General features: G+C 40.6%; 11 protein-coding genes and 1 tRNA gene. 2 read left to right on the forward strand and 10 right to left on the reverse strand.

Annotated features, from left to right (window positions below; all coding sequences use genetic code 11):
* Positions 1-166 precede the first annotated feature (166 nt).
* Positions 167-1,384, forward strand: coding sequence for a tRNA uracil 4-sulfurtransferase ThiI (thiI, locus tag ACZ5A8_RS07555; protein ID WP_464533131.1), 1,218 nt, complete (start codon positions 167-169; stop codon positions 1,382-1,384).
* Positions 1,385-1,762: 378 nt separating this feature from the next.
* On the opposite strand, the gene ACZ5A8_RS07560 is transcribed toward thiI, so the two are convergent.
* The 10 genes from ACZ5A8_RS07560 to ACZ5A8_RS07605 form a co-directional block, all read right to left on the reverse strand.
* Positions 1,763-1,984: a hypothetical protein gene (locus ACZ5A8_RS07560; protein WP_464533132.1), complete on the reverse strand. Its 222-nt coding sequence runs from the start codon at positions 1,982-1,984 to the stop codon at positions 1,763-1,765.
* Between the two features lie 610 nt (positions 1,985-2,594).
* On the reverse strand, positions 2,595-2,993 hold the full coding sequence (locus ACZ5A8_RS07565; RefSeq protein ID WP_464533134.1) for a response regulator: 399 nt from the start codon (positions 2,991-2,993) through the stop codon (positions 2,595-2,597).
* A 427-nt stretch (positions 2,994-3,420) separates the two neighbouring features.
* On the reverse strand, positions 3,421-3,834 hold the full coding sequence (locus ACZ5A8_RS07570) for a response regulator (RefSeq protein WP_229391923.1): 414 nt from the start codon (positions 3,832-3,834) through the stop codon (positions 3,421-3,423).
* Positions 3,831-7,322 carry a PAS domain-containing protein gene (locus tag ACZ5A8_RS07575; protein WP_464533136.1) on the reverse strand — a complete coding sequence of 1,164 codons (3,492 nt, stop codon included), beginning with the start codon at positions 7,320-7,322 and terminating at the stop codon, positions 3,831-3,833. The genes ACZ5A8_RS07570 and ACZ5A8_RS07575 overlap by 4 nt, the downstream gene beginning before the upstream one ends.
* 1,043 nt (positions 7,323-8,365) lie before the next feature.
* Positions 8,366-8,437 (reverse strand) — tRNA-Ala (locus ACZ5A8_RS07580).
* A 64-nt stretch (positions 8,438-8,501) separates the two neighbouring features.
* A complete protein-coding gene (locus ACZ5A8_RS07585) occupies positions 8,502-8,771 on the reverse strand; it encodes an elongation factor 1-beta (RefSeq protein WP_229391921.1) in 270 nt (89 codons plus the stop codon).
* A gap of 92 nt (positions 8,772-8,863) precedes the next feature.
* Complete coding sequence (locus ACZ5A8_RS07590) at positions 8,864-9,034, reverse strand: zinc finger domain-containing protein (protein WP_048133068.1); 171 nt, start codon at positions 9,032-9,034, stop codon at positions 8,864-8,866.
* Positions 9,035-9,227: 193 nt separating this feature from the next.
* The gene (locus ACZ5A8_RS07595) at positions 9,228-9,905 is read right to left on the reverse strand and encodes an amino acid kinase family protein (protein ID WP_464533138.1); all 678 of its coding nucleotides are present in this window, start codon (positions 9,903-9,905) and stop codon (positions 9,228-9,230) included.
* A 118-nt stretch (positions 9,906-10,023) separates the two neighbouring features.
* Positions 10,024-11,013 carry a hydantoinase/oxoprolinase family protein gene (locus ACZ5A8_RS07600; RefSeq protein WP_464533139.1) on the reverse strand — a complete coding sequence of 330 codons (990 nt, stop codon included), beginning with the start codon at positions 11,011-11,013 and terminating at the stop codon, positions 10,024-10,026.
* A 161-nt stretch (positions 11,014-11,174) separates the two neighbouring features.
* On the reverse strand, positions 11,175-12,137 hold the full coding sequence (locus tag ACZ5A8_RS07605; RefSeq protein ID WP_464533140.1) for an ATP-grasp domain-containing protein: 963 nt from the start codon (positions 12,135-12,137) through the stop codon (positions 11,175-11,177).
* A gap of 294 nt (positions 12,138-12,431) precedes the next feature.
* Here ACZ5A8_RS07605 and ACZ5A8_RS07610 point away from each other — a divergent pair, with 294 nt between their 5' ends.
* The gene (locus tag ACZ5A8_RS07610) at positions 12,432-12,833 is read left to right on the forward strand and encodes a heat-shock protein (RefSeq protein WP_322222461.1); all 402 of its coding nucleotides are present in this window, start codon (positions 12,432-12,434) and stop codon (positions 12,831-12,833) included.
* Positions 12,834-12,853 lie beyond the last annotated feature (20 nt).

Below are 12,853 nucleotides of genomic sequence, written 5' to 3' on the forward strand. Positions count from 1 at the left end.
CTGTTTCCAGTTATTCCAGGAAAAAATCTTTTTTCTGAAAGCTTTAAACCATTTGTCACTAACCGTTAGTATATCTAACCATTAGCATATATGACAGGCAATTCTGACAAGGTCGAAACGGACCTAAAATTCTATTGATAAAGGGATAAAAAGAGATAATAAGAACATGCATGACGATTCTACAAACAGTATGGATAATAAGGGTTCCGAGAAACAGGCAAACGTTGTTATAGTCCGATATGGGGAGCTTGCCCTCAAAAGTCCGGGAGTTCGGAACTGGTATGAGAAAATACTTATGAAGAACATTGCCGCAATGCTGGACTCAAGAGGCGTTCTATACTCTTTGATGCGAAGAGAATGGGGCAGGATATTTATTGAGACAAAAGATCAACGTGCAGCTGGAGCGGCAGCAGATGTTTTTGGGGTTGTCTCAACATCCTCTGCATTAATAACAGGATCGGACCTTGAGAGCGCAGCCGGAACCTGTGCCCTTATTGGAACAGATCTTATTCGAGAAGGAGAGTCTTTTGCTATCCGGGCCAGAAGAAGCGGAAACCATTCTTTCTCATCAGCGGATGTAGGGAGAACCTGCGGAGATGCTGTCTGGAACGCGCTTGAAAAAGCAGGAAAAAATCCCAGGGTTGATCTAAGTTCTCCTGATAAAGAAATTTTTGTAGAGATGCGGCAGAATCTGGCTTATGTTTATCTGGAAACAGTTAAAGGAGTGGGAGGGCTTCCTCTTGGCACCCAGGGTAATATGGTGGTGCTCATGTCAGGAGGTCTCGATTCCCCTGTTGCTGCATGGCTGATGATGAAGCGTGGTGTAATGATCACCCCTATTTACTGCAACAACTCTCCTTATGCAGAAAACGCGGCAAAAGAACGTGCTTTTGACTGCATCCGACAGCTCCAGGCATGGGCACCGGGGCATCAGTTCACGACTTATGAGATCCCTCACGGCCCTAATCTTAGATCTTTTATAGAAATATGTGACCGAAAAAACACCTGCCTTCTCTGCAAACGCATGATGTACAGGGAAGCCTATGAGATCATGAAAAAAGAAGGTGCAAGCGGAATTATTACTGGCTCGTCCCTCGGACAGGTAGCCTCCCAGACTGCGGCCAATATGCATGCCGAGATATACCAGCTTGCTATTCCGATTTATCACCCTTTAATTGCCTTTGACAAAAGTGAGATCGTGGATATTGCCCGCAGAATTGGAACTTATGATATCTCTACAAGGTCAGCAGGAGGCTGCACTGCAGTTCCGGAGCGTCCAGAAGTCAAGGCAAACTATGATCTCATAGTTCTTGAAGAGAAAAAACTCGAAGTTGAAACTATGGTTAGCGAGGCTTTGAAAACTGCAAAAGTTCTCAAGCTCTAAATATATTCTCAAATTTTTTAATAGAGACTTTTAGCGTTAAATACCGCTTTGACTCTCTTAACTATTTTTAATGCTGTTGGCACACAACTCACATATATTTTAATTATATACATTGAAAAAAATATAAAAGTGGAATGCTTTATATAAGATATCTTACTTTTAATATTCTGGGCGTTATACTTCTAATGGAGTTTATAATCCAACCTCCAGTTCAATCCACAGGTTCAATCCACAATCGCAACTTTTATAATGCAGTTAACGCCCTTCTCTTTATTGAATCACAATTTAAACAATACTTCCATAGATTTTATATAATGAGAGGGAACTTTCTCCAAAATGGACTAATTTAAAAAATTATTTATTTTGTCTTCTCCTAATCTATCCTATGAATCGTTTTCCCAATGGTTTTCCCCGCTCAGATCCAAAGGCTTCCAGAGTACGAACAGCTTTACTTTTAATTACTATTGCAAGTTTCCTGTCGATGACCGCAGGCTCACTATATATCGATATGTACCCGAATAATCCAGTCAAAGGCGAGTTTCTTATAAATACTGCAGGTCCCATATTCTGGTTCTTTGGGGGTCTCTGGCTTTTTTTCAATATAGCTACTATTCTGAACTCCAGGCGCTAGAAAGTCTTATTCGAGCCTCATTAAATCGGCTGGTCAAGGCAGGCTTTAGTTTTGGCACTGTTATTTTAAAACTTTAGAATTTATTTAAAAAATGAGTCAGGCAGAAGGGTGTCAAAATATAACCAGGTTCAAAAAAGCAACATCATTAATCATGTAATACTGCATTTTTCCCGGAGATCAGTTCGATCTTTTAAAAAGAAGCAAAGAGATGAAAAGTTGACAGAAGAAAAGCAAATTAAAGCTGCGAAAAAATCTGTAAGGGTACAAACGATAGAATCAGATAATATCTAAAAAATATTTTTTTTTCAAGCCCTTTCTGTTTTTCAAGTCTTTTACGTTTTTTCAAGCCTTTTCTGTTTCTTTCAGAGGCGCTCTTGTTCAAACTTCATTTTGTTTTTTAATTTCTTGCAGGCGTCGCCAGTTTATCTGGCGGGAAAACTTTAAATATTGTAAATTGAAAATTGGTTTATAGGGCAGGAAAAACGCTTCTCAGAGCCCGCATTGTGAGGTTTTTGCTCATAACATATAGCTAACATTCCCTTCTCTTCTACCCGTCTTCTGCAAAGTTAAATGGACTTCTTATTTTCCTTCATCTACTCTTTTTGATCTGTTTTTATGGATAGCCACTTCTATCTCATTGTAAAGGTCATCTTCGTTGAAGGGTTTAGAAATATACCCTGCAGGCTCTGTTAGTTTTGCCCTTTCCAGGGTTTCAATATCAGAATAAGCAGTAAGGTAAATAACAGATATTGAAAAGCGAGATTTGATGATCCGGGCTGCTTCAATCCCGTCCATATCTCCCTTCAACATGATGTCCATCAAAACAAGATCAGGATTTGTAAGCTCTACTTTTCTTATTGCCTCTTCCCCTGAAATAGCAGTAGTGGGAACATCATACCCCAGGCTTTTTAACCTGTTTCTAATGTTTAGGGCCACGATGTTCTGATCGTCAACGACCAGAATTTTTGCTTTGTCCATTTTTCCACCCCGTTTTTCTTAGCTTTGAATTACTTGAGACTCATCCCGGTTCACTTCCGGTTGCTATCACTTTTCTATGAGTTTAGAATTAACTCTATCACGAATGACCTCAGATTCAGTCTTTTTTCTCAATTTCAATGACGCATATAATTGTGCTTCCTGGACACGACTATTTTTCCAGGACACGACTATTTCTCCAGGACACGATTATTTCTCCAGGACACGACTAATTCACTGAACAAATCTCCGTGAAAAATTCTTATGTCCCGGAACTATAAAAAGGAAAAATTCAGTTAAAACATGAGTGATATACATCTTTTAGAATTGTTATTTTATAAGATCTCTTTTAGAATATCTCTTAAATTCAAGTTTGGAAAATGTATCTGTTTTAATCGGATACAGATTCCGTTAAAGCATTTGAAGAGTCTTATTCATCACTACTGGAGCTCTCAATTTCTTTTTTTTCGGCTCTGTGTTTATGTAGCGCCATCTCAATATTGCTGTGCAGGTCTTCTTCTTTAAAAGGTTTGGAAATATATCCTGCCGGTTCTGTCATTTTAGCCCTTTCAAGGGTTTCATCGTCAGTATAAGCGGTCAGATATAGTACAGGAATTTTAAGGCGGGTTTTTATTTCACGGGCAGCTTCAATTCCATCCATATCCCCTTTCAACATAATGTCCATCAAAACAAGATCCGCATTCGTCAGCTCCGCTTTTCTAATTGCTTCCTCTCCTGTGGATGCAGTGCCAGGTACAGTATAACCCAGGTTTTTGAGCTTGTTTCTGATGTTTAGAGCGACGATGTTCTGGTCTTCAACGACCAGAATTTTTGCCTTTTTCATTGTATCTCCCCTTTGATACTGGATACATTTTCAGATGACTGGCAGGGCTCCTTAAACCAGATTTTGAATTTAGTCCCTGAACCGCTTTCAAGTTCAACCGTACCCTCCAGCTGCTCGACAAGTATATTTACAAGTTGCAGGCCCAGAGAGTTTGTGTTCCTGAAATCAACGTTTTCCGGAAAACCCAACCCATTGTCCGAAACTACCAGTGTGTACTGGATATTTTTGTCAACTGAACTCTTAGCACCAATATTATTAGTGCTATTACTTATACTTTTATTCTCGGCATTTTCTTCTATCCTGCAAAGTTTGATACGAATTTTTCCTCTCCTGCCTGATGGAAATGCATGCTTCAGGGAATTGGATACAAGCTCATTGATAATTATCCCCAGAGGAACCGCAGTATCCATTCCCAGGAAAATTTCTTCAATATCGAGCTGCATAGTGACATTCCCTTTTCTGACAGTGTATGAGTGAAACAGGTCCGACGTCAGTTTCTGAAGATAAGCTGAGAAGTCCAGGGTTTCATTATCTCTTGACCTGTAAAGCTCCTCATGGATTATTGCCATTGTAGCAACACGGTTCTGGCTCTCACGAAAAGCTTCCAGAACTTCCGTATCGTCAAATCTTTCTGCCTGAAGTTCAAGAAGGCTTGAGATTACCTGCAGATTATTTTTAATCCTATGATGTATTTCCTTTTTACGGATTTCTTCCACTTTTGCAAGAGATTCTTCAGCTTCTTTTTGTTTGCTTATATCGTAAACCGCACCCTGCAAAATTCTATTTTTCCCTGTAGCGTCGAAAACATTCTGAAAAACCTCGCGGACCCACTTTACTGCTCCATCTTTGTGTACTATTCTGTAATCATGTTCTATGAAGAGCAATGGATCTTTTATCAATTTATCCCTATTATCAAAAAGACTTTTCATGCTTTCGGGATGAACAATCTGGTACCAGTTAACATTTCCGGAAATAAAGTCCTCTCTTCTGTACCCCGTAGTCTCTTCTATACTGCCGTCTATGAGGATCAGGGTGAAATCAAGCCCCATCTGGAAAGCAATTCCTCTGAAGTTTTTCATAAAGGACCTGTAGCGCGCTTCACTTTCTTTCAGTTTTTCCGAAGCAAGTTTTATGCCTGTAATATCTTTCATTACTCCGAAAGCTTTTCGAATGCTTCCGTTTTTATTCCTCAGATAGACTCCGCTATCTTCCAGATAGATATAGCTCCCATCCTTCTTCCTGAACCTGTACTCAACACGGAAGTTATTTGCTTTTTCTTGAAATGTCCTGAGTTCACCAAGCGCTCTTTTTCTGTCTTCAGGATGAATATGATCTGCCCATGAATTGCCGAGTTTATTAAATTCTTCTACTGTATACCCCGTGACATCCTGGATAGCGCCTGCCCACTTGATATTTTTCTCCTGGTGATCATGTTCAAATACTATCTGTCCGGTCTGCTCGGCAGCTATCCTGAATCTTTCTTCACTTTCCAGAAGCTTTTCCTGTGCAGACCTCTTCTCCGTGATGTCTTTTATCACTCCGGCTGCCAAATACACGCAGCCTTTTTCATCTTTCAGGTAAACTCCCTCATCCTCTACATAGAAGTAACTTCCATCCTTTCTCCTGAATCTGTAGTTCTGATAGAAATCACCCCCATAATGCATACAATATTCGTGAGCAGCCCTTACCTTCTGGAGGTCTTCCGGGTGGATCAGGCACATCCAATCATTAACTCTGACTTTCTGGAACTCCTCATAACTATACCCTGTAATCTGAGGAATTGCTCCTGCCCAATCAGTTTTGTCATCCGCATAGTTATCGAAATATAAAAGCATTTTAGTTTTTTCTGCGATTAAACGGTAGCGTTTCTCACTCTGTTCCAGTCTATTGTGAGCAAGTTTCCTATCAGTGATATCTTTTATTATCCCTAGAACCCTGCATATGCCTCTATTTTCGGCTTTCAGGTAAATTCCGCCGTCTTCAACGCAGATGTAGCTTCCATCTTTTTTTCTGAACCTGTATTCTTCAAAATATTTCCCCCCATTTTTAATGCACTCTTCATGGGCTTTTACTGCTTTTTCCCGGTCTTCAGGGTGAACGTGCTGAGCCCATACTTCGGGAGTGAAGCCCTGGAACTCTTCTAAACTATACCCTGTAAGTTCTTCAATTGCTCCTGCCCACGAACTGTGATTATTTTCAACATTATAATCATAAACGAGTTGCCCGGTCTGTTCTGCTGTTATGCGGAATCTTTCCTCGCTTCTCTCGAGAATTTCTCCGACGAATTTTCTTTCTGTAATATCTTTTATTACTCCGACAACCCGGTAAACCTGGTTAAGATTATCCTGAAGGCACACGCCGTTATCTTCTACATAGAAGTAGCTTCCGTCTTTCCTTCTAAACCTGTATTCTTCAAGATATCTCCCCCCGTTTTTCATACACTTTTCATGTGCTTTCCGTGCCTTATCGCGGTCTTCAGGATGGATGTGTTCTATCCAGCTTTCCATGTCTACCTGCCTGAACTCTTGAGGACTGCAGCCTGTAAGCTGCGGGATCGCTCCAGCCCAGTCAATTTGTTTTGATTCAGTCTCATAATCATAAACTAGCTGGCCTGTCTGCTCGGCAACAATCCTGTATCTCTCCTCACTTTTTCTGAAAAATTTTTCAGCTTCTTTGCGCGGAGTAATATCCAGCATTACGCCCACAATTCCGGCAACTTCTCCGGAACTATTTTCGTAGGTGGCCTTATGAAACAGAAAGTCTCTGCTTACGCCGTCAGCGCAGATAACCCTGGTCTCGTAATAATGGCTTCCCCCATTATTGAGAAGTTCCCTGTCATGTTTGTAATATATTTCAGCCAGTTCTTTTGGAACTCTCTTCTGAAACTCGGAGAATGATCCCCCTATAACCATCTCCTTTGGAAGACCCATAATTTGCCTGGCAAAACTCTCGTTACAGTTCACATAAATCTCATTAAGGTCCCTCTGGAATACAGAGCTTGGAATGTTGTCAAGAAGTGTTTCAAGAAACTGAAGATTATTCTGAAGGGTCTTTTCAATCCTCTTTCTCTCGGTTACTTCCTGTGCAAGTTTCTCGTTTGCTTCTATGTACTCAAAGGTCCTCAACCCAACAAGGTTTTCCAGTCTCTCATGCTGGGACATAAGTTTTTCTTCAGCCCGTACCCTGTAGCTTATGTCAAACCCATAGATATCTGTGAATCCATCTTTCGAATGAGGATAAAGCTTTAGAGCGTATGTAGCACTCCCAATGTTGATTTCAAGGTTTTCAGGCTTTTTTTGCGAAAGAATCCTTCTTATACCGTGCCTCAGTGATTGAGGAAGCTCTTCTCCTTCTTTTATGCCCCAGTGCTCAAGAAGAAAGCAGGCTGCTCTATTGGCATAAAGAACCTTTCCATTCTTTCCTACCCTGAGAACAGGATTAGGGTTCTCTGAAGGGAGGGGCTCTGTTATTTTTTCATGAATCGCCATTGAGTTTTCCTGTTCTAATTCTCCAGCCTCTTCTTTCTTCCCGGGAAAGCTGTTACTCTTAATAACTTCCAGTCCCCCATTTTTTACTTTTTGCCTTAGTCTCTATATCTCAGAGCGAAAAATCAATTTTCACTTAAAAACAGGGTTAAAAATAGCCTTTTGCGGATTTTCCCATTTTTCCGCTATTTATTCCCTTCAATCCGATATATAGGGGTTCTATTGTAAAAAAAATATACGCTGGTCTGTTATGTATCCATTATTTAAAAAGCATATGATGTGTTACCGGATTTTTAAAAGTTAAGATCTATAAATAATTAAACCTAATGTTTTATAAATATTTTTTTCTGGGTAAAAAATTTAAGGAACTTTTTATAGTAGTTAACTAGGTTTATATTGTTTTTTCAGAAAAACAAACATCAAGAAAGCAAAAGCAATAAAAGAGAATTCAAATATAAGCTTAAAACGCCACGAGATAGAAAAGCTCAACTGAAAAATTCTCTATTTAAAAAGATTTTCGTATATTAGAGTGGCCAGGGGGAGCTTCAACTTTCCCTGGCCATCTGAGGGGGTTATTCTAGCGTGGGATAACCACACTAATATTTAAAAAGAGTTATTTGTATTTAATTCTTTGCTATTTTTAGAAAGTTAAATAATGCATCTTTGCCTTTATCGGACTCAAAGGGACATATATTCCGTCAAAAATCTGATAGATTTTTAAAATGTCTATAAAAAATTAACAGTGTAGTCCAGTTATATTGATTATCACTTATATCAATTTAAGCCTTAGCAACCAGCATCAAATACTCCTGAAATTCTGCCTGCTGAAGACGCAACCACCAGCCCGTTTGATGTCCATCGAAAAAAGAGAAATCAGAAAGAATTTAAAATATCTAAAAAAAGTTTCAAGAGATTCAAAAAGAGTTTTTTTCATTCAGTACTGATAGAGCCGATCCAAAAACTCAAAATTGATTTTCTGAATAGCGAATTCAGAATAATAAATGGAGTTTCCGATCGTGGAAACTCGACTCTGATTACTTAATTAATGGACTCGGCGGGATTTGAACCCGCGGCCTTTACGTTGCGAACGTAACGATCTTCCCCTGATCTACGAGCCCTTTTACGAAAAAGAGAATGATGAAAAAAGTTTTCCGGAAACGTTATCCGGTTCTTTTTTCCTTCTCAGATGCGGTAGGCTTCCAGAACCTGAACATTCTCGACGCCGGAAACTTTTGCAAAGGCTTCTTCTGCAGGTTCAGTTCCACCTTCTTCGTCATTAACGATTAATGTTACAATCAGAGCCTTCAAGCCAAAAGCGATAGGCTCCTCAACGACATCTCCGTGAAGGTCTGCCCCTGCAGGAATTACGGCTTTTATTTTCTCTTTCAATTCTGCAAGGTCGGTTTCAACGCTTTCTGGCATAATTTTAATTTTTGCTGCAACATCGCCCATTTTAATCCCTCTTATAATCTATATGATACTGTTGACCAGTTTTAAGCTGCTTTCACAATGCTCTTCTTGATCTTTCGGCATTCAGGCCAAAATCAGGGAGCTTTGAATCCGCACTTCGGGCAGGTGTATACGTTACCCTGCTGCCTGCAACTTGTACATCTCCCGATCTCTGCTCCGCACTGGGGGCAGGGAAACTTTACATAGCCTTTCTCCACAAGACGAATTCCGCATGAGGTACAGTATTCAATTTTCTGTGATGACATTTTTCTTCTCCTTAATTATTCCTTATAGTGAACTGTAATGAATTAACCGGTAAATCAGGCACCTTACTTAAGCTTCGGTATCCTGCTCTTTTTTTGGCACCTTTATTAACATCAACAAATCTGATGAACTGAATGTAATGATGCTTTTTGGATACGGTTTGCTTCTCTCCCCTAGTCATATACGATATACAATTTAAATATTCCCCTTTACCGCCGTACAGGGTACAGGCTTCCCGTACACCGCCTGAATTACTCTTTCAGGAAATTTCCCGTTTGTAATTACGCACTGCATTTTGTTTTTCTGAAGGAATCCGGGCAGGAAAGGGTCAATGCAGCTTTCAAAATTTTCGGGAAAATCGGAGGCAAAAATTTCTCTGCTCAGTTCTCCTTCCCTGAATATCCCGTCAACATCTGTAGCCTTAATGAACAGGGCTCCTGTCTGCTTCGCGACCCAAGCAGCAATTGTGTCCGAAGTAACTTCCCATGAGTGAGGCAGAGGATCTTCTTCCTTCAACAACCTGTAAGGAAAAAGAATTGAAACGCCCGGAGGCAGTTCTGTTATTGAATCCGTACCTACTGCACCGCTTTTGTCCCGCAAATAGCAGGCGTATTGCTCCATGCCAAGCACAGCCATCCAGTGAGCTGCATCGTCTCCAAGTCCGAACCTCAAGTCAGCTCTCCTTACTGCATCTGCAAATATCCCTCCTCCGGGTACTATAAGGATGGAAAACAGAATTCTTTCGGAAACCCTCTCATCAGGGGCAGTCCCCGAATGTCCTGAGCCAAATTCTTTTACGAGCCTGTCAATAAGTTCTGGAGCTTCGCTGATCAGACTCCCTCCTACTTTGATGACTACCCTCACAGCTTTCATTGAGATTTCTCGTCCGTTAGGTTTTTCCTCAATTCTAATGATTTTCAGTCATATTACTAATTTCTTCAGGGAAACAGAAATATCAGAGACTCAGTTTAAGAGACTAAGATTAAGAGACTCAATTTTTAGACTTTTCGGCTTCCAGAAGATGGGCGGCAGCATATGCCGGAAAGACCTTCGAGATCTCTCCTCCCCAGCGCCCTGAAACAGAAATGCATTCAAGTCCGAGCCTCTCTGCAGCTTCCTTTATAAGGAACTCTCCAAGTCCTGCTGCTGCAATCTTCTTAAGTCCATTTCTTTCCGCAACTTCGAAGATCGCTTCAGCCAGAGTAGAGATCTGTTTTTCTTTTACCTGCTCTGCAATCTCGTATATTTCCTTTCCCTCTACCTCTGAAAGGTCTGCGCAGATCAGCCTTGCAATTCTGCGCATGGCATCTGTTTTGTTCCTGCCTGCTCCGTCGGCAGTCTCACATGTGTATGCAGCTTCATCGATTTTCCCGAGAATGAGATAAGCATCTGCTGTCGTTGCAAAAAGTTCCGAGGATGTCCTGCATATGCCTTTATCAAGCTTTACCTTTTCAAGAAGTGCAGCAAGATTTGTCCTGAGTGTGCCTGCATATACAAGTTCACTCCTGAGCAAGCGTTCAAAGTCCGTAAGCCCCGCCCTGTGCTCCCCTGATATGATCGGAATAATATCACTTGTAGTACTGCCAACATCAACAAAAACACAGTCTCCTATCTCCTCCCCTATCAGTCTGGCCGAGGCTGCCCAGTTTGCGGCAGCAAGCTCCCTCAGGGAGCCATCTTCACTATGGAACCTTCCCTGACTGTTTATATAATATACTTTTTCGGGACCGAAAGCAGAATCAACAGTATCTTTTATAAAGTGAATGCCCTGCTCTTTGTCTTCAAAACAGTCTGCAAGTTCTCCTGTCATCACAACAGCAACTCTTTCAGGCTTCAGCCTTTGTGCAATTTCTTTTAAGACTTTCGGAAGCCTGGTATTCTTCCAGAGAGGCAGGTAGTGAAGTTCCACAAGAGTTCCGTTCGAGGAAGCAAGCTTTGTGTTCGCCCCTCCAATGTCAAGCCCTATAATTTTTGAATGCATTTTTAATTCCGTTCCGTATTTTTTCCAGGTTTATAACTAAGGTCTGTAACTAAGATCTATAACTAAAGTTTATAACTAAAGTCTATAATTAAAGTCTATGACTAAAGTCTATAATTAAAGTCTATAACTAAGATCCGTAATTGTTCACACTATCCATATTTTCAGCTCTTCCCGAAAAGTTCGCCAAGCATATCTTTTGAAAAGTGATACTCCCCTTCTATTCGTACCGAATCAGGGAGTTCTCCGAATCTATTCATTAGAAGAAGTTCGCCTATTTCCTCCTTCATGACCCTGTTAATCCCGAATAACGAGGCTGTAGGCCTTGGATTTACATCCACCACATACGGAAGATCGGAAAGTACGATGTCCACACCTACATACCCAAAACAGTCCAGGCATTTTACTGTAGATATTGCAGTTTCATAGAGTTCATTCACTCTGGAAGTCTGGTAAGGAGTCAGGCTGCCATTGTATTTTATACCCGATACTCTATTTTTCTTCGGATTTTCGCCTTCCACATCCTTTTTATCTTCAAACTCAATAAACTGGTGGTTTACCGTAAGTAGAAGAGGTTTTTTTCCCGCAATCAAGCTTACACTCAGATGTTTTCCTTCAATGTATTCGCTTGCTATGAATTCCTCTGTCTTTTCGAACTCTGTAACCAGATATGTTGCCTCTGCCCCGCATCCGAATCTTGGTTTTATAACGTACTTTCTACCTTCTCTGGCCTTTTCCGCAATTTCAGGAGCGTTAATCCCGGCTTTTTTCAGGATGTGCGTACACATGAGTTTATCTGCACAGCAGGCTGCAGAACTTGGAGAGCACCCTAGGTTCACAGTATTCTCTTCAAGGATCCTGTTCAGTTCCGAAAGCATTCCGTCAGGAGCAATAAGCAATCCCGCATCACACTTCTTTGCCTCTCTTTCAATTACCTGCCTGAAGTTTTCAGCCGTTGATTTCAATGGTGTGCCTGCACCTATGTCTGTGCCTGCAGAAGGATAATACACTTCATGCCCCACGCGGACAAAACTTTCCGCAAGTGTCTTTAGCATAGCTGCCCCTTCCGGGATCAGGGACTTTTCAATATCCGTACCGACAGCGAATTCTGCAATAAGGATTTTCATCGGAAAAGAAAAACCCGGTCATTTTATATTACTTTTTGTCCTGCATGGAAGGAAAACAATTTTTGGGTAAGCTTAAGAAAAGGGACTCTGAGAAGTAAGAAGAGAGAAATGGCTATAGAAAATTAAGTAAATAAATTTATAGAGAAATATGAAGGAAAAAAGGAAAGTAAGAAACTAATCCGGAGATTTAAGTAAAAGTTTATATAATTTATATAGTTTATAGTTTAAAAGTGATTGTTACAATATTTGATGGTGGCTGGTAAAATCAACAGCAAAAACCCAAATTCTCAGTCTTTGTTTGAAAATCCTTTTGTCAAAACCCTCGCTATTGCAGTTCTTATGGGTATATTCCTGGTTGACATGGGGCTAGGGTTATTTGATATATTCTCTACTAAATCAAGTCCCCTGCCGTCGGCATTCGTACTCATGATCTTTGCCGTGATTTTTATAGGGGGAATGGTATTTTATGAGAGGCAGGGCCTTGACACCCTGAGTTCCATTATAGGAGGAGCATTGGCAGGTTTTGGGCTCTCCTTCGTGTTTGTTTCTCTCGTAGGAGGCGTTCAATTTGCGTTAGATGGAGGAATTTCCGTTCTTGGATGGGAACAGGTAATTTCGGCAGTTGCAGCCTGTATGATTGCAGGCGTTATAATGCTCAAAGCACTATCTTATAAACTTCAAAACCACTTTTACTGATTTTTCTTTTTTTTGCTTTT

This window comes from Methanosarcina subterranea (assembly GCF_055385895.1).

Bases quoted from the DNA above. Each gene is read 5' to 3' on its own strand.
- thiI (WP_464533131.1), top strand. From the start codon at position 167: ATGCATGACGATTCTACAAACAGTATGGATAATAAGGGTTCCGAGAAA.
- ACZ5A8_RS07565 (WP_464533134.1), bottom strand. From the start codon at position 2,993: ATGGACAAAGCAAAAATTCTGGTCGTTGACGATCAGAACATCGTGGCC.
- ACZ5A8_RS07570 (WP_229391923.1), bottom strand. From the start codon at position 3,834: ATGAAAAAGGCAAAAATTCTGGTCGTTGAAGACCAGAACATCGTCGCT.
- ACZ5A8_RS07575 (WP_464533136.1), bottom strand. From the start codon at position 7,322: ATGGCGATTCATGAAAAAATAACAGAGCCCCTCCCTTCAGAGAACCCT.
- ACZ5A8_RS07585 (WP_229391921.1), bottom strand. From the start codon at position 8,771: ATGGGCGATGTTGCAGCAAAAATTAAAATTATGCCAGAAAGCGTTGAA.
- ACZ5A8_RS07590 (WP_048133068.1), bottom strand. From the start codon at position 9,034: ATGTCATCACAGAAAATTGAATACTGTACCTCATGCGGAATTCGTCTT.
- ACZ5A8_RS07595 (WP_464533138.1), bottom strand. From the start codon at position 9,905: ATGAAAGCTGTGAGGGTAGTCATCAAAGTAGGAGGGAGTCTGATCAGC.
- ACZ5A8_RS07600 (WP_464533139.1), bottom strand. From the start codon at position 11,013: ATGCATTCAAAAATTATAGGGCTTGACATTGGAGGGGCGAACACAAAG.
- ACZ5A8_RS07605 (WP_464533140.1), bottom strand. From the start codon at position 12,137: ATGAAAATCCTTATTGCAGAATTCGCTGTCGGTACGGATATTGAAAAG.